Source organism: Mycobacterium sp. 48b (assembly GCF_048282725.1).
GTDB lineage: Bacteria > Actinomycetota > Actinomycetes > Mycobacteriales > Mycobacteriaceae > Mycobacterium.
The window spans coordinates 783,441-806,868 of the sequence record NZ_JBLVUL010000001.1; the positions used below are offsets into that span (position 1 = coordinate 783,441).

Below are 23,428 nucleotides of genomic sequence, written 5' to 3' on the forward strand. Positions count from 1 at the left end.
TGTAATGTTGCGAGGTTGTGCCCGGCGGTGGTGGGAACCAGGTCGCCGTCGCTTCCGGCCCCTCGATCGACCACCTCAGATGTACGTCGCCGCACTTCAAAAAGTAGGGTTGCGCCCGTGATCGACCTCAAGCTGCTGCGCGACAATCCCGACACCGTCCGTGCGTCGCAACGGGCTCGCGGAGAGGACCCGGCGCGCGTCGACGCGCTGCTGCAGGCTGATACGGCGCGGCGCGCCGCCATCTCCACGGCCGACAACCTGCGTGCCGAGCAGAAGGCCGCCAGCAAGCTGGTGGGCAAGGCGACGCCCGAGGAGCGCCCGGCCCTGCTGCAGCAGGCCAAGGACCTGGCCGTGCAGGTCAAGGCCGCCGAGGGCGCTCAGGCTGAGGCCGAGAGTGCCTTCACCGCCGCCCACATGGCGATCGGCAACGTGATCATCGACGGCGTTCCGGCCGGCGGCGAGGACGACTTCGTGGTGCTCGACACCGTCGGCGAACCGCGGGCGATCGAGAACCCCAGGGACCACCTCGAGCTGGGTGAGACGCTCGGGCTGATCGACATGGAACGCGGCGCCAAGGTGTCGGGTTCGCGTTTCTACTTCCTCACCGGTGCCGGCGCGCTGCTGCAGCTGGGACTGCTGCAACTGGCCACCCAGGTGGCTGTGCAGAACGGCTTCACCCTGATGATCCCGCCGGTGCTGGTGCGCCCAGAAGTCATGGCGGGCACCGGATTCCTCGGCGCCCACGCCGACGAGATCTACCGGCTGGAGGCTGACGACCTGTACCTGGTCGGCACCTCCGAGGTGCCGCTGGCGGGCTACCACTCGGGCGAGATCCTCGACCTGTCTGCGGGCCCGAAGCGGTACGCCGGCTGGTCGTCGTGCTTCCGGCGCGAGGCGGGCAGCTACGGCAAGGACACCCGCGGCATCATCCGGGTGCATCAATTCGACAAGGTAGAGGGATTCATCTACTGCAAGCCCGAAGACGCGGTCGCCGAGCATCAGAAGCTGCTGGGCTGGCAGCGCCAGATGCTGACGGCCATCGAGGTGCCCTACCGGGTGATCGACGTCGCCGCAGGCGATCTGGGCTCGTCGGCGGCACGCAAGTACGACTGCGAGGCGTGGGTGCCCACCCAGCAGACCTACCGGGAGCTCACGTCCACCTCGAACTGCACGACGTTCCAGGCCAGACGGCTGGCCACGCGCTACCGCGACGAGAACGGCAAGCCGCAGATCGCCGCGACGCTCAACGGCACGCTCGGCACCACCCGCTGGCTGGTGGCGATCCTGGAGAACCACCAGCAACCCGACGGCAGCGTGCGGGTCCCCGATGCACTGGTGCCGTTCGTCGGCACCGCGGTGCTGGAGCCCGGTAAGTAACCACCCCGTGGCCCAGTAACGCTGCGGACGATGACGGGGGATGGCCCGCTGGTGCGGGTGAGGGTGCTGGGCCCGGTACAGGCCTGGGTCGGTGACGAACCGGTGGATCTCGGGGCCCGGCTGCAGCGCGCATTGCTGGCCCGGCTGGTGGCCGCACATGGCCACACGGTGTCCGTCGACCGGCTCATCGACGACCTGTGGGAGGGCGAGCCGCCGCCCAAGGCGTTATCGGCTCTGCAGGTTTATGTTTCGCATCTGCGCCGCGCGCTCGAACCCGGCCGCGAACGCCGGGCCCCGGCCCGCATCCTGGTCAGTGCCGCGCCCGGATACTGCCTCCGACTGCCGGTCGACGCCGTCGATTCCTGGCAGTTCGAAGCCAAAGTCACCGCGGCGTACGAGGAATCGGACCCGCAACAGCGGCTGCGCCTGCTGGAGGAGGCGCTGTCCGGCTGGGCGGGGGATCCGTTCGCAGGCGCCGGCGACGCGTTGTGGGCGGCGCCCGAGGTGGCGCGGCTGACCGAACTGCGGCTCAGTGCGGTCGAGGCTCTGGCCGCCGCGCAGGTCGAGCTCGGCCGCTACGGCACCGCCGTCGCAGCCCTGGAACGGCATGTCCGCGAGCGGCCGGGCCGGGAGGGTGCCGCCGCCGTGCTGGCCACGGCGCTCTACCGGACCGGACGCCAGACCGACGCGCTCGACGTGTTGCGGCGCACGCGCGATCACCTGGTCGACGAGCTGGGTCTGGAACCCGGCCGGGCACTGCGCGAACTCGAGCGCGACATCCTGCGCCAGGCCGACCATCTGGAGCCGTCCCGTCCGGCGCAGCCGGTGATCCCGGAGGTCGCGTCGCCCGGCCGTGCCGAATTGGCCGCCCGCGGCCGTGCCGAACTGGCCGCCTATGGCCGAGCCGAGGAATTCGCGGAGATCGACAGTGCCGCACGCGCAGTCGCCGCGGGCGGCAGCGCGGTGCTGTGGATCGCGGGAGAGGCGGGATCGGGCAAGACCACGTTGGCGGCCGCCGCCACGGGCCGGTTGCGCGCGGCGGGCTGGCGGGCGGTGCACGGCCGCAGTCCGGAGGTGCACGGCGCCCCGGCGGGCTGGGCGTGGACCGAGGTGCTGCGGGAACTTCTTGAAGCCGGCGCCCCGGCCGACGACAGACAGACGCTGGCCCCGTTGCTGCACGACGTCGCCGTGTCAGAGCCGGGCACGTTCTGGTTGGGGCACGCGGTGGCCGACGTCCTGAGTGCGGCCGCCGAGGACCGGCCACTGGTCGTGGTGCTCGACGACCTGCACCGCACCGACGGTCTGACGTTGGAGCTACTGCGCCTGGTGGCCGACCGGATCAAAGACCTTCCGGTGCTGGTGATCGGTACCTACCGGCCCTCGGAGGACCGGGGTGAACTGGAGGTCGCCCGGGCGGCACTGACGGTGCACACCGCGGCGCATCTGAATCTCGGCGGGCTGGACGCCGCGGCGACCGCCGCGCTGGCCGCCGACTGCGGGATGACCGCCGCCAGTGGGGAGGCCCTGCGGCTGCTGCGTGAGCGGACCGGCGGCAACCCGCTGTTCGTCCGGGAGCTGGCCAGGCTGATGGCGGCCGAAGGGCCCGACGCGGTGTGGGCGTCGGTGCCGGTCGGGGTTCGAGATGTGTTGCGGCGCCGTCTGGCCCGGCTACCCGGCCAGACCGTCACCGCGCTGCGCCAGGCCGCCGTGCTGGGCCGCGACATCGATGTCGACCTGCTGTCCGAGCTGGGCCGAAGCGACCCCGACGACCTGCTGGACGCGCTGGAGCCTGCCGTCCTGCTGGGTCTGCTGGACGAGCCCGAGCCCGGCCGGTTGCGGTTCGCCCACGCGCTGGTGCGCGACACCCTCTACGAGGACACCTCGAAGCTGCGCAGGTCCCGGTTGCACGCGGCGGCACTGGAGCTGCTCCGCGCACCGGGGCGATCGGTCGACCCGGCCGCCCTGGCGCACCATGCCGTGGCCGCGGCGACAGCCGAAACATCCTTGGCTGCAGCGGCTTTCGCCACCGAGGCGGCCCGTGAGGCGGATTCGGTCGGTGCCCACGCCGAGGCCGCGCGGCAGTGGCGGGCCGCCGTGCAGATGCTGGAGCTGGCGGCCGGCCGTCGGCTGCTGCCCGCCGGCGACGGCCTGGAGCGCCAGACCGACGCCCGGTGTGGGCTGATCTCCGCGCTGGCCCAGTCCGGCGACGCCGTCGCGGCGCGCATCGAGACGAAGGCCGCGCTGCAACTGCTGACCGGGCAGTCGCGCGACGACCTGACGGTGCGCGTGCTCACCGCGTGGGACACCCCGCTGGTGTGGCGGGACCGCGAATACGACGAATCCGACACCCAGATGATCGGGCTGCTGCGCCAGGTGCTGGCCGGTAGCGGAAGCGGACAGCCCACCGAACTCACAGTGGCCGAGCGGATCCGGCTGCTCAAGGCGCTGTACGTGGAACTGGAGGGCACCGACCCGGAGGGGGCGCTGGCCGCGAGCACGGAGCTGCTCGAGTTGGCGCGACAGGCCTACGCCGAGGACCCGGGATCGTCGGGCCGGCTGCTGTGCACCGCACTCAACGTCCGGGCCTATTGCGCGCTGGGGCCCGACCTCGATGCCGAACGTGATTCGACCGCAGCCGAACTACTGCACACCGCCGAGGCCACCGAACAGGCTGACTATCAGGCGGTGGCGCACTGGCTGCTGTCGTTGGCCGCCGGCCACCGGTCCGATCTGGTGACGGCCAAAAAACACGTCGATATCGCGGTGGCCCGGGCCGGCACCGGACAGCTCGTCCACCTGCTCGGTGTGCTCGGCCTGTTCCGGGCCCGGATGTACCTGCTGGCGGGGCGCCTCGACGCGGCCGTCAGCGCCTACACCGATCTGGCGGCGCGGATGGTGGAGAACGGTGCCGCCAACGGCGCCAAGCTGGCGATGGTGGGCCGGGTGACCGGTGAGTTCTGCCTGGGGGACCTGGGTCTGCTGGCCGACGAGCTGGTGTTCTTCTACCGGGAGGTGTCGGTCGCCGCACTGGACGCCGCCGTGCTGGCGCTGATCGCGCGGGGCCGCGACGCCGAGGCTCGTGAGCTGTGGCGGGACCGCAGGCCGATCGAGCGGGCATATTTCTGGCTGCCGTTCACCGTGCTGCGCGTCAATGCCGCGGTGGCGCTCGGCGACCTCGAGGAGGCCCGGGCCCGGGCCGCCGACCTCGGCACGTACTCGGGCCGGATCGCCGGACTCGGTGTCGACGGGCTGATGGTGGGACCGGTCGACGATGCACTCGCCGCCGCCGCGGACGCGCTGGGCCGACCCGATCAGGCGCACGGTTACCGCGAGGCCGCCTCGGAGCTCCGGGACCGGCTGGCCGCAGAGGCGCAGATCTTCATCGACTGACGTCGAGCGTCTCGTCGCCGTCGCCGTCGCCGTCGTCGTGCAGGACCTCGATCTCGCGGGGGATCCGCGTTCCGAAGACCGCCCGCTCCAGCCGCCGGTACCGCAGCCCGACGACGGCCAGGATGATCCGCAGGCCGAACCCCGCCTGCGCGGTCAGGTGCGCACGCTCGTCGTCCGTCATCGCGGCCAGCGAGCGCGGACCCTCGAACCACAACCGTCCGCCGGCCCGGGCAGCCGCCTCGACGGTCGCCCAGTCCGCCACCGACACGTACTCGGTGACGAGCGGGAACACCTCGCGTTCCTCTTCCTCGATGTGCTCGGTGAGCAGGGCCGACAGTTCGGCCAGCTCGATGACCATCAGGCTGGCGACCTGGCGGTCGCCCATCGACAGCCGCAGCGATGCGGCCCGGGCCCGCAGCTGGTCCAGGCGCGGGTTCAGGGCGGCGTGATCGTCGGCCAGTTCGCTCAGCTCGCTCGGTCCGTTGAAGTCACTGTGGCTGCCACCGCTCGCCTCGATCACGGGCCACAGGACGGCGTCCTCGGTGGTGTGGTGGTGATGGATGGAGTCACAGAGCAGCTCCACGTACCGCGAGATGGCGCGGGCCCGGTGTGGTGTGCAGATGACGTCGCGGTCGCGCACCGCGATCGCCAGGTCGGTCAGGCGCCGCAGGTCGGCCAGCATGACGCGGTGCGCGACGGTGATGCCCAGCAGGTCCGGTTCGGGATCGCCTGCGCGGCGGGGTGCGACGGTGACGGTGGTTGACACGGCGGATCTCCTCGTCTGTGGCGATCCCCGGTTGGTGGATCGGAAGTCAGACGAGCACAGCCTGCTGTCGGCGACTTAAGAGCGACTTGTATCCGGCTTGTCGTGGCCACAGTAGGGTTGCAGCCATGATCGATATCGACCTGGGCGAAGTGCGCAACTGGTTCGGCTTCGGTGTCGCCGGCAACTTCGCAGGCCACCTCGAACAGGCTGGGGAGGCCGGGGATTTCGTCAAGGTTGTTACCGAAGGGTATGCGCCCAAAGGTATCTTCCCGTGGTACGCACCCGGCCGAGACGATTTTCTCGGTGAGTTCCCGTTGTCCAGCGATGCCATCCTGCTGCCGGAACCCGGTGAGATCGAAGGCCCCTTGAACCTGCAGATCGAGCCCGAGGTCGGCGTCGCCTGCCGGGTGGTGTGGAACGGCGACACCGTGGCGCGGCTGGAGCCGTTCGCCCTCGGCGCCTTCAACGACTGCTCGATCCGCAGGCCGGGTGCGCCGAAGATCAGCTACAAGAAGAACTGGGGCGCGGCCTCCAAAGGTGTTGCGCCGCAATTCTTCGAGATCAGTGACCTCACGCCCGACGGCCCCACCGCCACCATGCGGCTGGTCTGCTACCTGAGCCAGGACGGCGGCCAGCAGCACGCCTACGGGGTGGACTCACCGCTGGTGGGCTATTCGTACTACGGCGAGGTGCTGCTCGACTGGATCGTCGAACGGCTGGCAAACCAGAAGGGTTCTGCTGACACGCCGTTGGAGGACGTCGGCGCACTGATGGTGGCCAGCGACCATCCCGAGAACGTGCTCATCGGTATCGGCGCCACCCGGTATACGCCGTTGGGTGAGTCGACGTACCTCAAGCCAGGGGACGAGGCCATCGTGCGGGTCTACGACAGCGCATCGAGTGCGGCTTCGGAACTGCGGCAGGTGGTCTCGGCCCGTTAGCGGCCGAGCAGTTCGTCCAGGCTGGCGACGAACTCGTCAGGACGGGCCGGGGTGAACGCCGGCTTGGGGTAGGTGCCCGGCACGTCGAGCGTGATCAGCGTCGAACGCAGCGGCCGGTGCACGTCCAACGGCAGCCAGCGGCGCAGGTCGGTACTGCCCCACAGCCGGAAGCGCTGCATCCACAGCCCGAGTGACTCGGCCTTGTAGGAGCGGATGTCCCGCAACGGGATCACCTTCGAGGTTCCCGACGGGAAGTGGTAGCGCCGCAACGTGATCGCCTCGCGATCCAGCTGGATCAGCCCGTCGTCGTAGTACTGGCGCGGCGGGGTCATGACTTGCTGCCCGGCGTTCTCTGCTCCTCGCGTGCGCACCGCAACTCGTGGCCCTTGGTGGTCAGGCACTTGCCGTTATCCAGATTCCACTGCCAGCCGTGCAGGTTGCAGGTCAGGGTGTTTCCTTCCACCACACCGAATTTCGACAGATCGGCCTTCAGGTGCGGGCACCGGCGCTGGATCTCCCAACCGTCCAGGGTGATCGACGAGGAATCGTCGTGGGCTTCGGCGAACCAGCCGTCGGCGTAGGCGATGCGCTCATCGGTCAGGCACTTGAAGAACGTGTACAGGTACTCGTTGTATCCGCCGACGCGCCAGGCCTTGAACCGGGTGGACAGGAAGATGGTGTTGACCCAGTCCGGCTCGTTGTCGCGCAGCACGGTGCGCACCAGCTCGGGTGGGATCGCGAACCCGTAGCGGAACTTCTCATCCGCGATGGGTTCGCGGACAAGACGTTTCGGGAAGTCCAGCACCACGGTCTCGCTGTGGTCGGGTCCGGAAAGGCGCAGCTCCACCGGATAGCCGATACCGTCGCAGATCTGGTCGGTCTGGCTCATGATCGGCTCGAACAAAGCGCGCAGGCCGGGCAGCAGGGGCTCTCCGGCCGCCGGCGCCCATGCCGCCTTCTCCGCGGCCAGCACCGGGGCCATCCGCTGGGCGAAGTCCTCGATGTAGGCGGCCTTGCCGGTGGTGAAGATCGCCTCCGGGTCCTCGACCGGGTGGGTCGACGAATTCAGTTGCGAGCCGGTGAAATCCGCTGTGCTGCCGGGGATCATCAGCAGGCCGCCGTCGTGGCCGTGGCGGCGCATCTGGTCCAGGAATACCACCTGGTCGGGGAAGATGTTGGCCGGATCGCCGTGGTCGTCGTTGAGATCGCGCAGTTCGGGATCCAGGAAGCACGGCGGACCGGCCGAGGGGATCACCCAGGTCGCGCCGACCTGCGCGATGTACTGGCGGCATCGGTCCATCTGGCGCTGCCGCTTCTGGATGCCGAAGGCCTCCTTGGCGCGGGCCGGCATGTCGTAGACCATCGGGTACCAGATGGCCCCCGAGTACTGCAGCATGTGGACGTCGATCTGGCCGAAGTCCGAGTGCAGCATGTCGAGATCTACGGGGCGCGCGTCGTTCATGTTGAACACGACGGTCTCACCGTCGTCGACCACCAGACCCGAATCGCCGATCGGGCCGTCGGCCGGTGCGCGCAGCGCGATGATCATCACATCGAGGTCGCCCTTGGGGCCGCTGACGGTGTGCTTGACCGAATCGGTGGTCTCGAAGAACCGGTGGAAGCCCAGTGCCTGCAGCTCGCGCTGCAGATCGGGCACCGGGAAGTCGGGCAGCAGCACCACGGCGTCCTTGTTGACGTGGCGGCGCAGGTTCTCCGGGTCGAAATGGTCCTTGTGCAGGTGCGACACGTAGAGGTAGTCGACATTTCCGAGGGTGTCCCAATCCAACTGCGTGTTGTCAGGGAACGGGAACCACGAGGCGAAATACGCGGGGTTGACCCAGGGGTCGCACAGAATGCTGCCAGCCTTGGTCTCGATCAGGAAGCCGGCATGTCCGACGCTGGTGACCTGCACAAACGGCCTTTCGGTGAAGTACTTCGATGCCCGCCCAGCCTAGCCCGAGTTGGGTGACGGGCCGATCCGGGCTGGGATTAGGCTGGCTACGTGGAACCGGTGTACGGGACTGTCATACAACTTGCTCGAGCTGCCTGGCGTCTGCAGGGGCTGAAGTTCACCGTGACCGGGGTGGAGAACCTCCCGGTCACCGGTGGTGCGGTGGTGGCCATAAACCACACCAGCTACTTCGACTTCACCTTTGCCGGCTTGCCTGCCTACCTGCAGAAGCGCGGCCGCAAGGTGCGGTTCATGGCAAAGAAGGAAGTCTTCGACAACAAGATCACCGGGCCGATCATGCGCAGCCTGCGTCACATCGAGGTGGATCGCGACAGCGGGGCCGCCTCGTTCGAGTCCGCCGTCGCCTATCTCAAGGCCGGTGAGCTGGTCGGGGTGTATCCCGAAGCGACGATCAGCCGCAGCTTCGAGATCAAGGACTTCAAGTCGGGCGCGGCGCGGATGGCGATCGAGGCCGGGGTGCCGATCGTGCCCCACATCGTGTGGGGCGCCCAGCGCGTCTGGACCAAGGGCCATCCGAAGAACCTGTACCGGCCCAAGGTGCCGATCTCGATCGCGGTGGGCGAGCCCATCCAGCCGACGCTGCCCGCGGCCGAACTCACCGCCTTGCTGCATTCGCGCATGCAACATCTGCTCGCCCAGGTGCAGGACGCCTACGGGCCGTACCCGCCCGGTGAGTTCTGGGTGCCGCACCGCCTCGGTGGTTCGGCGCCGACGCTGGCCGAGGCGAACCGGATGGATGCCGAGGAGGCTGCGGCCAAGGCGGCCAAGCGAGCCTCCGGGTAAGGCGCGTATGGAACCGGTTTTCCGAAGTCTGGAGATTGTCGCCGGGCTCGTGGTGCGGGCCACCGGAACCCGGATCACCTTCCGCGGGGTGGACAACCTTCCCGCCACGGGTGGTGCTGTCATCGCCATCAACCACACCAGCTACGTCGACTTCCTGCCTGCTGCCCTGGCCGCGACCGAACGCGGCCGTCGGATGCGGTTCATGATCAAGGCGGAGATGGAGCAGGTGAAGCCGGTGGGCTACCTGATCAAACACACCGGGACGATCCCGGTGGATCGCAGGGCAGGAGCGGGCGCCTACACCGTGGCGGTGGACGCGTTGCGCCGCGGCGAGCTGGTCGGGGTGTACCCGGAGGCGACGATCAGCCGCAGCTTCGAGCTCAAGGAGTTCAAGACCGGTGCGGCCCGCATGGCTCTGGATGCCGGCGTGCCGATCATTCCGCTGATCGTCTGGGGCGCGCAGCGCATCTGGACCAAAGACCATCCGAAGTCATTGGGGCGCAAGAAAATTCCGGTGAGCGTGGTCGTCGGCGAACCGATCTGGGCGACTGGTTCGGTGGCCCAGATCGACGAAACCCTGCGGGCCGCGATGTCGGCACTGCTCGACCAGGCCCATCAGGACTACGCCGAGCCGGCCGGGGCGTACTGGGTGCCGAAACGGCTCGGCGGAAGTGCACCCACGCCCGCCGAGGCCAAGCTGCTCGACGAGGCGGAACTGGCCGAACGCGCGCGTAAGCGGGCGAGCGAAGCGCCGGGAAATAGTGGCCGGGCGAGCGAAGCGCCGGGAAATAGTGGCCGGGCGAGCGAAGCGACGGGAAATAATTGATGAGCGACGAACGGGCGCCGGGGCTGATCGCCTCCGACGTGGATGGAACGCTGCTCGACGAAGACGAGAAGGTCACGCCGCGCACGCGGGCGGCGGTACAGGCGGCGGTCGAGGCCGGGGCGACGTTCGTGCTGGCCACCGGACGGCCGCCGCGCTGGATCGCTCCGGTGGTCGACGGCCTCGGCCTGGCACCGATGGCGGTGTGCGCCAACGGCGCCGTGATCTACGACCCGGCCACCGACCGCATCGTGTCGGCGCACACGCTGTCCACCGAGGTGCTCGGTGAGCTCGCCGAGATCGCCACGCGGGTGATCCCGGGTGCCGGGCTGGCCGTGGAACGGGTGGGTCGTTCCGCGCACGACGCCGCGACCCCGCAGTTCGTCAGCTCGCCGGGCTACGAACACGCCTGGCTCAACCCGGACAACACCGAGGTGTCGGTCGAGGACCTGCTCAGTGCCCCCGCCGTAAAGCTGCTGATCCGCAAGGCCGGGGCGCGCAGCGCCGACATGGCGGCCGAACTGCTCAAACACGTTGGTTTACAAGGCGATATCACCTATTCGACCAACAACGGTCTGATCGAGGTGGTGCCGCTGGGCATCAGCAAGGCCACCGGCGTCGCGGAGTTGACCGCCCCGCTGGGGCTCGCCGCCACCGACGTGGTGACCTTCGGCGACATGCCCAATGACATACCGATGCTGAGCTGGGCCGGCCGTGGTGTGGCGATGGGCAATGCCCACCCTGAAGCGGTGGCCGCGGCCGACGAGGTCACCGTGACCAATTCCGAGAACGGGGTGGCCCGGGTGCTGGAACGCTGGTGGTCCTGATCCGCTGAGCGATCAGGTGATCGGGGTGAAGCGCTCCAGCTGCACCGGCTGCTGATCGGGTGAAGGCGGGGGCAGTTCCACCGGCACGCCGTCGACCACGCGGGTGACCGTGCCCTTCTCCCGGTCGAAGTTCAGCGTGCCGTGCTGGAAGTTCTGCACGATCCACTGCGGTTCGGGGATCTCGGAGCTGGTCGGCAGGCCCAGGATTCCGCGCTCGAAGCCGAGCGTTCCCCAGGCTTCGTAGATGGCACCGGTGACCGGCTCGGCGCCGCTGTCCGGTGACCAGTACACGACGCCGCGCTCGAAGGTCGCGTAGCGCGCCGTCCCTTCACCGGCAGCCTCGGGTGACGTCGGATTGCCCAGCAGCCCGTTGGCGCCGCCTTCGGACTGCCACCGGGCGTAGATCGCGCCGCCCCGCATCTGGTCGGCCAGGTCGGCGGGGCCGGGTGGCTGGTTGAACCGGGCGGCGATGTCGCGGATGCGGTCCATCTGGGCGTACGCGGCGTTGCCGGGGCAGTCGGTGATGCCGACATCGCGGTGGGTGAAGATCGTCGGCAGGGTGGGGGTGGCTCCGCGGGGGAAGTGGGTGAACGACCCGCCGGCGGAGGTCAGCACGACGGTGCCGCGCGGGTCGACGTGATCGAGGCCGAGTCGCCAGCCCAGCAGTCGGCCGGTGTTGCGCACCTGGATCTCGGTGGGCGGAACGACGTCGAAATCGCCCAGCATCGCCACCCCCCAGGTGTCGATGTTGAAGCCGCCGGTGTGCGAGCCCTCGACGGGCCTGTCCATGCCGCCCGCGCGCCCCTCGAAAACCTGGCCGTACTTGTCGACCATCGCGTTGTAGGCGATGTCGCACCAGCCCAACTCGCGGGTGTGGTACTCGTAGATCGACCGGATGATGCCCGCCGAATCCGCGGGGGAGTAGTCGTTGCTGCCCGCGGTGTGGTGCACGATTCCGGCTCGAATGCCCTTGTCGTACACGGTGCTTCCACATCGCATCGACTCGTTGGCGCCCCACTGCGCCCGGCTGATGATGGTCGGCGGTTGGCCGGGGGCGATGGCGGCGGTCGGTAGCGGGCCTACGTCGACGGGGGCCTGGGGCGGACTGATGAGCACCGCGGTGACGTTCTGGCCGATGGGTGCCTCGACATTGGCGGGCACATAGCCGAGCGCCGGTTTGGCCGGACCTGGTTTACCGGGTTTCCCGGTCGGCGGCGGGGGTGCCTGGGGCGCGCGGGTGACGGCGATCTGCACGGTGGTGGTGCGGCCGACGAACACCGGCTCGGTGCCGCGGGGGCCGGGAGTGTCGGCGCCGACGCCGTCGAGGTTCTCCGCCTGGTACCAGGGCCCCCAGCTGCCGTCGTCCTTGCGGGCCCGGACCCGGGCGGAGGTGCCGCGCAGGTCCGGCGAGGTGAGCGCGACCATCGAGAACGGGGTGTCCTGATGGACCTCGCGGATGCTCTCGCCGACCGCGAGGTTGTCCAGCGGTTGCTGTGTGAGCTGCGGCGCAGTTTCGGATGGGTCGGGCGCTTTGCCCAGGTCGGATCCGGTGATCGCCCACGGGACGATCACGACCGTCGCCGCAAGCGCGGTGAAGAGGATCGACGGCGCGGGACGACGGGACTGCACGGACTGATGTTACGTATGAGTCTGGTGTTACGAATGATTCGACACGGCCCGCGCGTCGTGTTTCACACACAACGGCACCGCAGAGCCAGAGGGCTTCTGCGGTGCCGTCCTTTCAAACGGGCCTTTCTTACGGGGCCGGCGCGGGGACCGGAGGCGGCGGGGCCGCCGCGGCCGGAGCCTTCATCGCCGAGGTGATTGCCGGCATCACCATGCCCTTGAGCAGGTCGATCGCCTGGCCGGCGCCGAGCTGGTTGGCGGCACTCGACAGATCACCGAACAGGCCGCCACCGCCGCTGCTGGTTGCGGGCATCGCGGACAACGACGGGTCGGCACCCAGCAGCGGGTAGGTGCCCGCACTGGGATCCAGCCCGATCGGAGCCGAGATCGGCACCTCACCCGGGGCGGGCAGGCCGCCCAGACCGCCGGAAAGTGACGGGTCGAGGCCCGCCGGCGAGGTGGTCAGGCCCGTGCCGCCCAGCGCCGTGGGGGTGGTCGTCAACCCACCCGGTGCAGCGCCGGCCGGGGTGAGCGCCGGATTGGTCAGCGATCCGGTGGTCGGCGGGGTGAGCGCCGGGTTGGTCAGGTTCCCCCCGGCGGCCGGCGTCAACGCCGGATCGGTCAGCGACCCGGTCGCCGACGGCAGCGCACCGGTCGGTGCGCCCAGGGTCGGCGACAACCCGTTGGGGCTGGTCAGGGTCGGGTCAGGCGAGGCCAGTCCGGGTGCGGTCAGCCCCTGTCCCGGCAGCCCGGCCGGGGTGAGGCCCGGCGCGGTCAGGCCCTGGGACGCCAGACCCGGCGAGGTCAGGGTCGGTGAACCCAGTGATGGTGCCGGCGTGGAGCTGTTGAGAAACGGCATCGGCGGCAGGTTGACGCCGAACTGGGACAGGCCCTGCGACAGGGCGGACATCAGTTCCCCGGGGAGGTCGGTGACCAGTGCGGCCTGGGTGAACTCACGCTCCTGCGGCGCGGGGGAAAGCTGCGACATGGCAACTAGGGCGACTGGACTTGCGACTGCCACTGCGGCGACTGCGCTCATGGCTGTCGAGAGCTTGCGTCGACGGCGGTTCGGCACGGAAGTCTCCTCAATATGTTTGCAGCGAAGCACTGCACTTCGGATCGCACGTGGGGTGCTCTCCGCTTCTTCATCGGCGGTTCCGGACCAGATGCTGTGAAGCCCATGAATGCCAACGAGATCGATGTTAAGGCTGTGACTCATGGGTCTAGAGTGACGATATTGAATTGTGAGCGAATTGCGACCTGGGCCCTTTGTCTAATTCGGGGCGCGGGGGCACGGTCGGATACCCTGGCTGCCGATGACGTCCTTATCTCCCCGGGTCGCTACAGACCAGTCCAGCGGACATTTCGACTTATTCGTCGTCGGTTCCGGTTTCTTCGGTCTGACGATCGCCGAGCGCGTGGCAACGCAGCTGGGCAAGCGTGTCCTTGTTATAGAACGCCGCCCGCATATCGGCGGCAACGCCTACTCCGAAGCCGAACCGCAGACCGGCATCGAGGTCCACAAGTACGGCGCCCACCTGTTCCACACCTCCAACCAGCGGGTGTGGGACTACGTGCGGCAGTTCACCGACTTCACCAGCTATCAGCACCGGGTCTTCGCGATGCACGACGGCCAGGCCTACCAGTTCCCGATGGGGCTGGGCCTGGTCTCGCAGTTCTTCGGGCGCTACTTCACCCCCGACGAGGCTCGCGCCCTGATCAAGGAGCAGGCCAGCGAGATCGCCGGCCACGAGGCGGCCAACTTCGAAGAGAAGGCCATCTCACTGATCGGGCGCCCGCTGTACGAGGCGTTCGTGAAGGCCTACACCGCCAAGCAGTGGCAGACCGACCCCAAGGAACTGCCCGCGGCCAACATCACCCGGCTGCCGGTGCGCTACACGTTCGACAACCGCTACTTCAACGACACCTACGAGGGCCTGCCGGTCGACGGGTACACCGCCTGGCTGGAGAACATGGCCGCCGACGACCGCATCGAGGTGCGGCTGGACACCGACTGGTTCGACGTCCGCGACGAACTGCGCGCTGCCAACCCCGACGCGCCGGTGGTCTACACCGGTCCGCTGGACCGCTACTTCGACTACTCCGAGGGCCGGCTGGGCTGGCGCACACTGGATTTCGATCTTGAGGTATTGACAGACTGCGGTGATTTTCAAGGCACGCCGGTCATGAACTACAACGACGCCGACGTGGACTACACCCGGATCCACGAGTTCCGCCATTTCCACCCCGAGCGGGACTACCCGTCGGACAAGACGGTGATCATGCGGGAGTTCTCGCGGTTCGCCAAGGAAGACGACGAGCCGTACTACCCGATCAACACCGAGGCCGACCGCGCTCTGCTGACCTCCTACCGGACCCGCGCCAAGGCCGAAACCGCCTCGGCGAAGGTCCTTTTCGGTGGCCGGCTGGGCACCTACCAGTACCTCGACATGCACATGGCCATCGCCAGTGCGCTGAACATGTACGACAACACCCTGGCACCGCACCTGTCCGACGGTGCGCCGCTGACTACCGAAGAGGAAAGCAGCAAAGCATGAGTGACATCCCATCTGGCGCCCTTGACGCCGGGGAATCGCGGGCCGTCAGTCTGCTGGCCCGCGTCATCCTGCCGCGACCGGGCGAGCCGCTGGACGTCCGCAAGCTCTACCTCGTCGAGGACTCGACCAATGCCCGGCGCGCACATGCGCCGACCCGCACCACCCTTGAGATCGGCACCGAGTCCGGGATCTCGTTCGCGACCTACTTCAACGCCTTCCCGGCCAGCTACTGGCGTCGCTGGTCGACCCTGAAATCGGTGGTCCTGCGCGTCGAGCTGACCGGTACGGCCCGCGTCGACGTGTACCGGTCCAAGGCCACGGGTGCCCGCATCACCGTCGGCGGCGCCCCGGTGTCCAGCGGCGACTCCGCCGAACCGGCAAGTGTGGAATTCGAGATCGACCTGACCCCCTTCGAGGACGGCGGCTGGATCTGGTTCGACATCACCACCGACACCGCGGTGCGCGTGCACAGCGCCGGCTGGTACGCCCCGACGCCCGCGCCCGGACGGGCCAACGTCGCCGTCGGCATCCCGACCTTCAACCGGCCCTCGGATTGCGTCAACGCGCTGGCCGCCCTGACCTCGGATCCGTTGGTGGACGAGGTGATCAGCGCTGTCATCGTGTCCGACCAGGGCACCAGCAAGGCCAAGGACCACCCCGGTTTCGAGGCCGCCGCGGAGAGATTGGGTGACGACCGCCTCTCGATTCATAACCAGCCCAACCTCGGCGGGTCCGGCGGCTACAGCCGCGTGATGTACGAGGCGCTGAAGAACACCGACTGTGAACAGATTCTGTTCATGGACGACGACATCCGTATCGAGCCCGATTCGATCCTGCGGGCCCTGGCCATGAACCGGTTCGCCAAGGAGCCGATGCTGGTCGGCGGGCAGATGCTCAACCTGCAGGAACCGTCACACCTGCACATCATGGGCGAGATGGTGGACCGGACGAACTTCATGTGGTCGGCCGCCCCCAACGCCGAATACGACCACGACTTCGCCAAGCACGCGCTCGACGACACCGACTCCGCCCGGAGCAAGCTGTTGCACCGCCGGATCGACGTGGACTTCAACGGCTGGTGGATGTGCATGATCCCGCGGCAGGTGGCCGAAGAACTCGGGCAGCCGCTGCCGCTGTTCATCAAGTGGGACGACGTCGAGTACGGCCTGCGCGCCGCCGAGCACGGCTACCGCACCGTCACCCTGCCCGGTGCGGCGATCTGGCACATGGCCTGGAGCGACAAGGACGACGCGATCGACTGGCAGGCCTATTTCCACCTGCGCAACCGACTGGTGATCGCCGCGATCCACTGGGACGGCGACGCGCGCGGCCTGCTGGCCAGCCACCTCAAGGCGACGTTCAAACACCTGCTGTGCCTTGAGTATTCGACGGTCGCCATCCAGAACCAGGCCATGGAGGACTTCCTGGCCGGACCGGAACACATCTTCTCGATCCTCGAATCGGCCCTACCCGACGTCCGCAAGATGCGTCAGGCCTACCCCGACGCCGTCGTGCTGCCCGGTGCCACCGAACTGCCCGCCGCATCGGACCTCAAGCGCAAGAAGATCGGCATCCCGGTCTCCAAGCCGGCGATCCTGGTGAACCTGGCCCGCGGCGTCGTCCACCAACTGCGCCAGCACGATCCGGAGACCCATGTCCGGCCGCAGATCAACGTGGCCACCCAGGATGCCCGCTGGTTCTCGCTGTGCCGCGTCGACGGGGTCACCGTCACCACCGCCGATGGGCGCGGTGTGGTGTACCGGCAGCGGGACCGCGCCAAGATGTTCGCGTTGCTGCGGGCCTCGCTGCGCCAGCAGCTGCGCGTGGTCCGTCAATTCGACCGGATGCGCAAGGTCTATCGTGAGGCGCTGCCGGTGCTGACCAGCACCCAGAAGTGGGAGACGGTGTTGCTGACAGAGTCGGCGGAGAAAAACTGACATGACCGATGCCCCGCGCGGCGAAGACGCCGTGTTGGTAGCCGTGCAGTCTGCCCTGGCCACCCGGCCGGGCGTGCTGAGCGGCGCGCGTGCGCTCTCGCACTTCGGTGAGCACAGTCTCGGTTGGCTCGCGCTCGCGGCCGCAGGCGCCCTGGCCCAGCCGGCCAAGCGCAAGTCATGGCTGGCGGTGGGCGCCGGGGCGTTCCTGGCCCATGCCGCGGCCGTACTGATCAAGCGGGTGGTGCGCCGTGAACGGCCGCATCACCCGGACATCGCCGTGAACGTCGGGACGCCGAGTCGGTTGAGTTTCCCGTCGGCACATGCCACCTCGACCGCCGCGGCCGCCGTGCTGCTGGCCCGGACGACGGGTCTGCCGCTGCGGGCGGCGCTGGTGGTGCCGATGGCGCTGTCGCGTCTGGTATTGGGCGTGCACTATCCCACCGACGTACTGACCGGCGTGGCCGTCGGGACACTCGTGGGTTCTGTGGTCGGTAAAACTGCCGGTGTCGGGGCCGAAGGAGACTGTGGCCGATGAGTGAGGAAGCGCAGCCGGAGATCGGGCCGCCGAAGAATCTGGCCTCCGGGCTGATCAAGGCGATCCGTCCGCGCCAGTGGATCAAGAACCTGCTCGTGCTCGCCGCGCCGCTCGCCGCGGTCGGCAGCGGCATCGAGTACAACTACGCCGACCTCGCCTACAAGGTGTCGATCGCGTTCGTGGTGTTCTGCCTGGCCGCGTCGTCGATCTATCTGGTCAACGACGCCCGCGACGTCGAGGCCGACCGCGCCCATCCCACGAAACGGTTCCGGCCCATCGCCGCCGGTGTGGTGCCCGAGTCGCTGGCCTACGTGCTGGCCGTCGTGCTCGCGCTGGCCTCGCTGGGTATCTCGTGGCTGCTGACCCCGAATCTGGCGGTGGTGATGGCGGTGTACATCGCCATCCAGCTGGCGTACTGCTTCGGGCTCAAGCACCAGGCCGTGCTCGACATCTGCATCGTGTCCTCCGGATTCCTGCTCCGCGCCATCGCCGGTGGCGTGGCCGCCGACATCCCGCTGTCGCAGTGGTTCCTGTTGGTGATGGCCTTCGGCTCACTGTTCATGGCGGCCGGAAAGCGGTTCGCCGAGCTGCAATTGGCCGAGCGCACGGGTGCCAAGATCCGCAAGTCGCTGGAGAGTTACACGAGCAGCTACCTGCGATTCGTGTGGACGTTGTCGGCCACCGCGATGGTGCTCTGCTACGGCCTGTGGGCGTTCGGGCGCGACAGTGCCAACGACGTTCTGGGGCTCGACGGCCAGGATGCGTCGTGGTACGCCATCACGATGGTTCCGTTCACCATCGCGATCCTGCGCTATGCCGTTGACATCGATGGCGGCATCGCCGGTGAGCCAGAGGAGATCGCGCTGAAAGACCGAGTTCTGCAGATCCTGTTCCTGGCGTGGATCGGAACCATCGGTGCTGCCATCTACTTCAGCTGACCGGATTACGCTGCGCCGCCTGGCAGGTGGCGTGGGTGACCGGCTGGCGCGGTGGCCGGTGTTTCCGTACGACATCACGGTGCGGATCAGCCTGTGGGTGAGCGTGGTCGTGGTGGCCGGGTTGTTCGGCTGGGGCGCCTGGCAGCGACGCTGGATCGCCGACGACGGCCTGATCGTGCTGCGCACGGTGCGGAACCTGTTGGCGGGCAACGGACCTGTCTTCAACGCGGGTGAGCGGATCGAGGCCAACACCTCCACCGTATGGACGTATCTGGTGACGCTGGGTGCATGGCTCGGCGGTCCGGTCCGGATGGAGTACGTGGCACTGGCTTTCGCGCTGACGCTGAGTGTGCTCGGTGTGGTGCTGGCGATGCTGGGCACCGGCCGGCTGTACGCCCCGAGCCTGCAGGGCCGCCGGGCGCTGCTGCTGCCCGCCGGCGCGCTGGTCTACATCGCGGTCCCGCCGGCCCGCGACTTCGCCACCTCGGGTCTCGAAAACGGTTTGGTGCTGGCCTATCTGGGCCTGCTGTGGTGGATGATGGTGTGCTGGTCGCAAGCGCTACGCGCGGCCCCCAAGACGGTCGGTCGTGGCAGCCCGAAGAATGCCCCTAATCCGGCCTCCAACAAGTACTTCGACGGGGCGCTGGCCACTTTGGCCGGGCTGAGCGTGCTGATCCGCCCCGAGTTGGCGCTGATCGGCGTCGGCGCACTGGTCATGATGCTGATCGCGGCGCGCGGTTGGCGCCGTCGGGCCCTGATCGTCGTCGCAGGCGGACTGCTGCCGGTCGCCTACCAGATCTTCCGGATGGGTTACTACGGACTGCTGGTGCCGGGCACCGCGGTGGCCAAGGACGCCTCGGGCGCCAAGTGGTCCCAGGGCTTCACCTACCTCACCAATTTCAACCAGCCGTACCTGCTGTGGGTGCCGGTGATGCTGCTGGGCGCGCTCGGTGCCGTCCTGCTGACCACAAGGACCAGGCCGTGGTGGGTGCGCCATCAGGTGCCCCGCGGCTACGGCTGGCTGGCCCGTACCGTTCAAAGTCCAGCTGCCGTAGTGCTTTTCATGTTCGCCAGCGGGTTGCTGCAAGCGATCTACTGGGTGCGCCAGGGCGGTGACTTCATGCACGGCCGGGTGCTGCTGACGCCGCTGTTCTGCCTGCTGATGCCGGTCGCGGTGATCCCCGTGGTGCTGCCCGACGGCACCAAGTTCACCAGGGAGACGGGCTACCTGCTGGCCGCCGCCACCAGCGTGCTGTGGGCCGCGGTGGTGGGGTGGTCGATCTGGGCGGCGAACTCGTCGGGCCTGGGCGCCGACGGCACGCGTGTCACCTACACCGGGATCGTCGACGAGCGCCGGTTCTACTCGCAGGCAACCGGCCACGCCCACCCGTTGACGGCGGCCGATTACCTGGACTACCCGCGCATGCGTGCGGTGCTGACGGCGATCGAGAACACCCCGGACGGGGCACTGCTGCTGCCGTCGGGCAACTACGACGTGTGGGACGTCGTTCCCGCCTACCCGCCGCCCGCCGATCTCAGCCCGGCGGACCGGCGGGCGTTGGCCACACCTCACACCGTGTTCTTCACCAACATGGGCATGCTGGGCATGAATGTCGGACTCGATGTTCGGGTCATCGATCAGATCGGTCTGACGAATCCGCTTGCGATGCATACGCAACGGTTGACCGACGGCCGAATCGGTCACGACAAGAACCTGTTCCCGGACTGGGCCGTTGCCGAGGGGCCGTTCCTCAAGACCCGCCCCTACATCCCGGCCTACCTGGACGAGGAATGGATCGCCCAGGCCGAGGCCGCGCTGGCCTGCCCGGCCACCGAGTCGATGCTCAACTCGGTGCGCGGGGAGATGAGCCCGCGGCGGTTCCTGTCGAACCTGGCGCACGCGTACGAGTTCACCAAGTACCGGATCGACCGGGTGCCGCTCTATGACCTGAAGCGGTGCGGACTGCCGGTGCCCGAGCCCAAAAACCCGCCGTACACCGGGATGCCGGCCACCGGTCCGTAACCGGTTCCGGCTCTGTTCCGAGGAATTCTGTGTGTTTGGTAACGCGCGGCCCGTCCGGACCGATACCCAGACGAGCCTGCACACCGATCTTGAACGGACGGTACGAAAAACCGATGTTGACCTCTGGTATCGACACCTGGTCGCAGGCACCCGAACCAGACCTGATCGCGACCGGCAATGGCGCAGGGCCGACCAGGGACGAGAACTGCTGCAGAGAAGCACCGCGCGTTCGTGTGGTTGACTACACGGGCACGTGAGCCGCTTACGTCGGTCCTCGATCGATGTGCGGAATACGAAGAAGAGATTCAGATAGGGAGCGGTATGAAGTTCGTTGGGAAGATGCGCGGCCTGTCGCGCCGGTTGACGGTTGCGGTCGCCGCAGCAGCCGTGCTGCCTGGCCTGGTTGGCGTCGTAGGCGGCTCGGCAACCGCTGGAGCCTGGTCTCGGCCCGGCCTACCGGTCGAGTATCTCGAAGTTCCGTCGGCAGCGATGGGACGTGACATCAAGGTCGAGTTCCAGAGCGGTGGCGCGGGTGCACCTGCGCTCTATCTGCTCGACGGTATGCGCGCTCGCGAAGACCAGAACGGGTGGGACATCGAACTGCCGACGTTCGAGTGGTTCCTGAACTCCGGCATCTCGGTTGTCATGCCGGTCGGCGGCCAGTCCAGCTTCTACAGCGACTGGTACAAGCCTGCCTGTGGCACCAAGGACGGCGGCTGCAAGACCTACAAGTGGGAGACCTTCCTGACCCAGGAGCTCCCGGCGTGGCTGGCGGCCAACAAGGACGTGAAGTCGACCGGCAGCGCCGTGGTCGGTCTGTCGATGGCCGGTTCGTCGGCGCTGATGCTGTCGGCTCGCCACCCGGACCAGTTCATCTACGCCTCCTCCCTGTCGGGCACGTTGAACCCGTCCGAGGGCTGGTGGCCGATGCTGATCGGTATCTCGATGGGTGACGCCGGCGGCTACAAGGCCGACGACATGTGGGGCAAGACGGGCGATCCGGACAACGCCTGGAAGGCCAACGACCCGACCGAGAACGTCGCGACCCTGGCCAACAACGGCACCCGCCTGTGGGTGTACTGCGGTAACGGCAAGCCGGGCGAGCTCGGTGGCGCCGACATGCCCGCGAAGTTCCTCGAGGGCTTCGTGTGCCGCACGAACTCCACCTTCCAGGAGAAGTACATCGCGGCCGGTGGCAAGAACGCGGTGTTCAACTTCCCGCAGAGCGGTACGCACAACTGGGCCTACTGGGGCCAGCAGCTGCAGGCCATGAAGCCTGACCTGCAGCGCGTCCTGGGCGCGACCCCGACCGCCTGAGCGGACGGCACGTAGCACCAGGTAAGACACGGACGACGGCGGCGATCCTCACGGATCGCCGCCGTCAGCCGTTTCCGGGCCCCGGGCGTGGTTGCGATGTGGTTCACTACAACGCGGGTTACGTGTGCGGGGGCACTTCGAACGACCGGCAGCAGGAGAGGTTGATGATGAGACGTGCGTTGAGTCTGATGCGGGCGATGCTGCCGGCCCTGCTGGCGCCCGTGCTCGGTGCCGCCCTCTGGGCCGCCTCGGCGACGACGGCCGCTCCCGCCCGCGCCGACGGTGTCGAGTACCTGATGGTCCCGTCGGCCGCGATGGGCCGTGACATCCCTGTCGCCTTCCAGGGCGGTGGCCCGCACGCGGTGTTCCTGCTCGACGCGTTCAACGCGGCTCCCGACGTGAGCAACTGGGTCAACGCCGGCCACGCGATGTCGACGCTGGCCGGCCGTGGGATCTCGGTGGCGGCCCCGGCGGGCGGCGCCTGGAGCCTGTACACGAACTGGGAGCAGGACGGCAGCAAGCAGTGGGAGACCTTCCTGTCCGCCGAGCTGCCGGACTGGCTGGCCGCCAACAAGGGTCTCGCCCCGGGCGGGCACGGGATCGTGGGCGCCTCGCAGGGCGGTACCGGCGCGCTGACGCTGGCCGCGTTCCATCCCGACCGGTTCCGTTTCGCCGGATCGCTCTCGGGGTTCCTGACCCCGTCGGCCACCACCCTCAACGGTGCGATCACCGCCGGCCTGGCGCAGTTCGGTGGGGTCGACAGCTACGGCATGTGGGGTGCCCCACAGCTGGGCCGCTGGAAGTGGCATGACCCCGACGTGCACGTGCAGTTGCTGGCCGATGCCAACACCCGGCTGTGGGTGTACAGCCCGGGCACGCTGACATGCAGCGACCCGGCCGCCATGATCGGTGTCTGCGATCTTGCCCAGGGCAGCAACAGGTCGTTCTACCAGCACTACCGCTCCGTCGGCGGCAGCAACGGGCACTTCGACATGCCTGCCGGGGGTCAGCACGACTGGGGCAGCTGGGCCCCGCAGCTGGCGCAGATGTCGGGCGAACTGGTCGCGACCATCAAGTAGACGTCCGGGCGCTCGTCGTAGTGACCAGAATCAGCTGCGCCGGGACACATTTCACCGGCCGGTACGGTGGAAGCGTGCAGCACACGGTACGGTCGGCCACCCTGGTGGTAGCGGTGTCCGCTGCGTCGTTGCTCACGGCATGCGACGCAGGCGGTGACATCATGGCGCCGCTTGCCCTGCCGACGTCACAGGTCAACGGTGCGCAGCCGCAGGCGGCGTCTGCGCAGCCCCAGCAGGGCCGCGGCGGTGAGCTGGCGATCACGTCGCAGCAGCACTCCTATCTCGATGAGCTCAAGGCCGCCGGGATCAAGCCGTCCAGTGAGCTGCTGGCCCTGTCGATCGGGTCGTACGTGTGCCAGGGCCGCGCCGCCAAGCAGGATGACCAGGCCGTGCGCGAGTTCGTCCTGCCGCTGGTACGCAGCGATGTCCGAGCCGCCCGGCCCAGCGGCCAGGAAGGCCCCACGCCCGGCGAGATCGACACCGCCGCCACCGACTACATCCGTATCGCCACCGATCATCTCTGCTAGCGCAGATCA

At 68.3% G+C, this 23,428-nt stretch carries 19 protein-coding genes; 14 read left to right on the top strand and 5 right to left on the bottom strand.

Annotation, left to right across the window (positions count from 1 at the left end):
- The first annotated feature begins 117 nt into the window (after positions 1-117).
- Positions 118-1,377: a serine--tRNA ligase gene (serS, locus tag ACNQR1_RS03720; RefSeq protein ID WP_418044131.1), complete on the top strand. Its 1,260-nt coding sequence runs from the start codon at positions 118-120 to the stop codon at positions 1,375-1,377.
- Positions 1,378-1,407: 30 nt separating this feature from the next.
- A complete protein-coding gene (locus tag ACNQR1_RS03725; protein ID WP_418044133.1) occupies positions 1,408-4,767 on the top strand; it encodes a BTAD domain-containing putative transcriptional regulator in 3,360 nt (1,119 codons plus the stop codon).
- Here ACNQR1_RS03725 and ACNQR1_RS03730 read toward each other — a convergent pair.
- The gene (locus ACNQR1_RS03730) at positions 4,757-5,533 is read right to left on the bottom strand and encodes a hemerythrin domain-containing protein (protein WP_418044135.1); all 777 of its coding nucleotides are present in this window, start codon (positions 5,531-5,533) and stop codon (positions 4,757-4,759) included. The two genes, ACNQR1_RS03725 and ACNQR1_RS03730, sit on opposite strands and share 11 nt — an antisense overlap.
- A 125-nt stretch (positions 5,534-5,658) precedes the next feature.
- On the opposite strand from ACNQR1_RS03730, the gene ACNQR1_RS03735 reads away from it, so the two are divergent.
- Entirely contained in the window at positions 5,659-6,474 is an 816-nt protein-coding gene (locus tag ACNQR1_RS03735) for a DUF5718 family protein (RefSeq protein WP_418044137.1), read from the top strand.
- On the opposite strand, the gene ACNQR1_RS03740 is transcribed toward ACNQR1_RS03735, so the two are convergent.
- Both ACNQR1_RS03740 and ACNQR1_RS03745 read right to left on the bottom strand, forming a co-directional pair.
- Positions 6,471-6,806 (bottom strand): hypothetical protein, encoded by a 336-nt coding sequence (locus ACNQR1_RS03740; RefSeq protein WP_418044139.1) that lies wholly within the window; start codon positions 6,804-6,806, stop codon positions 6,471-6,473. The genes ACNQR1_RS03735 and ACNQR1_RS03740 overlap by 4 nt on opposite strands.
- Positions 6,803-8,386 (bottom strand): Rieske 2Fe-2S domain-containing protein, encoded by a 1,584-nt coding sequence (locus ACNQR1_RS03745; protein WP_418044141.1) that lies wholly within the window; start codon positions 8,384-8,386, stop codon positions 6,803-6,805. The genes ACNQR1_RS03740 and ACNQR1_RS03745 overlap by 4 nt, the downstream gene beginning before the upstream one ends.
- A gap of 90 nt (positions 8,387-8,476) precedes the next feature.
- Between ACNQR1_RS03745 and ACNQR1_RS03750 the strand changes: the two genes are divergently transcribed.
- From ACNQR1_RS03750 to ACNQR1_RS03760, 3 genes are read left to right on the top strand one after another with little or no spacing between them, the layout of a single operon-like run.
- The gene (locus tag ACNQR1_RS03750) at positions 8,477-9,229 is read left to right on the top strand and encodes a lysophospholipid acyltransferase family protein (protein WP_418044144.1); all 753 of its coding nucleotides are present in this window, start codon (positions 8,477-8,479) and stop codon (positions 9,227-9,229) included.
- Between the two features lie 7 nt (positions 9,230-9,236).
- Complete coding sequence (locus tag ACNQR1_RS03755; RefSeq protein WP_418044146.1) at positions 9,237-10,055, top strand: lysophospholipid acyltransferase family protein; 819 nt, start codon at positions 9,237-9,239, stop codon at positions 10,053-10,055.
- Positions 10,055-10,879, top strand: coding sequence for an HAD family hydrolase (locus tag ACNQR1_RS03760; protein WP_418044147.1), 825 nt, complete (start codon positions 10,055-10,057; stop codon positions 10,877-10,879). The genes ACNQR1_RS03755 and ACNQR1_RS03760 overlap by 1 nt, the downstream gene beginning before the upstream one ends.
- A 12-nt stretch (positions 10,880-10,891) precedes the next feature.
- Here the strand turns inward: ACNQR1_RS03760 and ACNQR1_RS03765 are convergent, their stop codons facing one another.
- Both ACNQR1_RS03765 and ACNQR1_RS03770 read right to left on the bottom strand, forming a co-directional pair.
- The gene (locus ACNQR1_RS03765) at positions 10,892-12,508 is read right to left on the bottom strand and encodes an N-acetylmuramoyl-L-alanine amidase (protein WP_418044149.1); all 1,617 of its coding nucleotides are present in this window, start codon (positions 12,506-12,508) and stop codon (positions 10,892-10,894) included.
- 127 nt (positions 12,509-12,635) lie between these two features.
- Positions 12,636-13,580 carry a hypothetical protein gene (locus tag ACNQR1_RS03770; RefSeq protein WP_418044151.1) on the bottom strand — a complete coding sequence of 315 codons (945 nt, stop codon included), beginning with the start codon at positions 13,578-13,580 and terminating at the stop codon, positions 12,636-12,638.
- A 241-nt stretch (positions 13,581-13,821) separates the two neighbouring features.
- Here ACNQR1_RS03770 and glf point away from each other — a divergent pair, with 241 nt between their 5' ends.
- The 8 genes from glf to ACNQR1_RS03810 all read left to right on the top strand — a co-directional run bounded on the left by glf (position 13,822) and on the right by ACNQR1_RS03810 (position 23,419).
- Positions 13,822-15,063 (top strand): UDP-galactopyranose mutase, encoded by a 1,242-nt coding sequence (glf, locus tag ACNQR1_RS03775; RefSeq protein WP_418044153.1) that lies wholly within the window; start codon positions 13,822-13,824, stop codon positions 15,061-15,063.
- Entirely contained in the window at positions 15,060-17,000 is a 1,941-nt protein-coding gene (locus ACNQR1_RS03780) for a glycosyltransferase (RefSeq protein WP_418044154.1), read from the top strand. Before glf ends, ACNQR1_RS03780 begins: the two co-directional genes overlap by 4 nt.
- Before the next feature lies 1 nt (position 17,001).
- Positions 17,002-17,535, top strand: coding sequence for a phosphatase PAP2 family protein (locus tag ACNQR1_RS03785; RefSeq protein WP_418044156.1), 534 nt, complete (start codon positions 17,002-17,004; stop codon positions 17,533-17,535).
- Entirely contained in the window at positions 17,532-18,473 is a 942-nt protein-coding gene (locus tag ACNQR1_RS03790) for a decaprenyl-phosphate phosphoribosyltransferase (protein WP_418044158.1), read from the top strand. Before ACNQR1_RS03785 ends, ACNQR1_RS03790 begins: the two co-directional genes overlap by 4 nt.
- Positions 18,451-20,496 (top strand): flagellar motor control protein ZomB, encoded by a 2,046-nt coding sequence (zomB, locus tag ACNQR1_RS03795; protein WP_418044159.1) that lies wholly within the window; start codon positions 18,451-18,453, stop codon positions 20,494-20,496. Before ACNQR1_RS03790 ends, zomB begins: the two co-directional genes overlap by 23 nt.
- A 321-nt stretch (positions 20,497-20,817) precedes the next feature.
- Positions 20,818-21,813 (top strand): esterase family protein, encoded by a 996-nt coding sequence (locus ACNQR1_RS03800; RefSeq protein ID WP_418044161.1) that lies wholly within the window; start codon positions 20,818-20,820, stop codon positions 21,811-21,813.
- A gap of 167 nt (positions 21,814-21,980) precedes the next feature.
- Positions 21,981-22,892 carry an alpha/beta hydrolase-fold protein gene (locus ACNQR1_RS03805; protein WP_418050265.1) on the top strand — a complete coding sequence of 304 codons (912 nt, stop codon included), beginning with the start codon at positions 21,981-21,983 and terminating at the stop codon, positions 22,890-22,892.
- Positions 22,893-22,966: 74 nt separating this feature from the next.
- Complete coding sequence (locus ACNQR1_RS03810; protein ID WP_418044163.1) at positions 22,967-23,419, top strand: hypothetical protein; 453 nt, start codon at positions 22,967-22,969, stop codon at positions 23,417-23,419.
- Positions 23,420-23,428: the final 9 nt, after the last annotated feature.

Excerpts from the sequence above, each read along its gene's own strand:
- ACNQR1_RS03725 (WP_418044133.1), top strand. The coding sequence starts at position 1,408 with ATGACGGGGGATGGCCCGCTGGTGCGGGTGAGGGTGCTGGGCCCGGTA.
- ACNQR1_RS03735 (WP_418044137.1), top strand. The coding sequence starts at position 5,659 with ATGATCGATATCGACCTGGGCGAAGTGCGCAACTGGTTCGGCTTCGGT.
- ACNQR1_RS03740 (WP_418044139.1), bottom strand. The coding sequence starts at position 6,806 with ATGACCCCGCCGCGCCAGTACTACGACGACGGGCTGATCCAGCTGGAT.
- ACNQR1_RS03755 (WP_418044146.1), top strand. The coding sequence starts at position 9,237 with ATGGAACCGGTTTTCCGAAGTCTGGAGATTGTCGCCGGGCTCGTGGTG.
- ACNQR1_RS03760 (WP_418044147.1), top strand. The coding sequence starts at position 10,055 with ATGAGCGACGAACGGGCGCCGGGGCTGATCGCCTCCGACGTGGATGGA.
- glf (WP_418044153.1), top strand. The coding sequence starts at position 13,822 with ATGACGTCCTTATCTCCCCGGGTCGCTACAGACCAGTCCAGCGGACAT.
- ACNQR1_RS03780 (WP_418044154.1), top strand. The coding sequence starts at position 15,060 with ATGAGTGACATCCCATCTGGCGCCCTTGACGCCGGGGAATCGCGGGCC.
- ACNQR1_RS03785 (WP_418044156.1), top strand. The coding sequence starts at position 17,002 with ATGACCGATGCCCCGCGCGGCGAAGACGCCGTGTTGGTAGCCGTGCAG.
- ACNQR1_RS03790 (WP_418044158.1), top strand. The coding sequence starts at position 17,532 with ATGAGTGAGGAAGCGCAGCCGGAGATCGGGCCGCCGAAGAATCTGGCC.
- ACNQR1_RS03800 (WP_418044161.1), top strand. The coding sequence starts at position 20,818 with ATGAAGTTCGTTGGGAAGATGCGCGGCCTGTCGCGCCGGTTGACGGTT.
- ACNQR1_RS03805 (WP_418050265.1), top strand. The coding sequence starts at position 21,981 with ATGAGACGTGCGTTGAGTCTGATGCGGGCGATGCTGCCGGCCCTGCTG.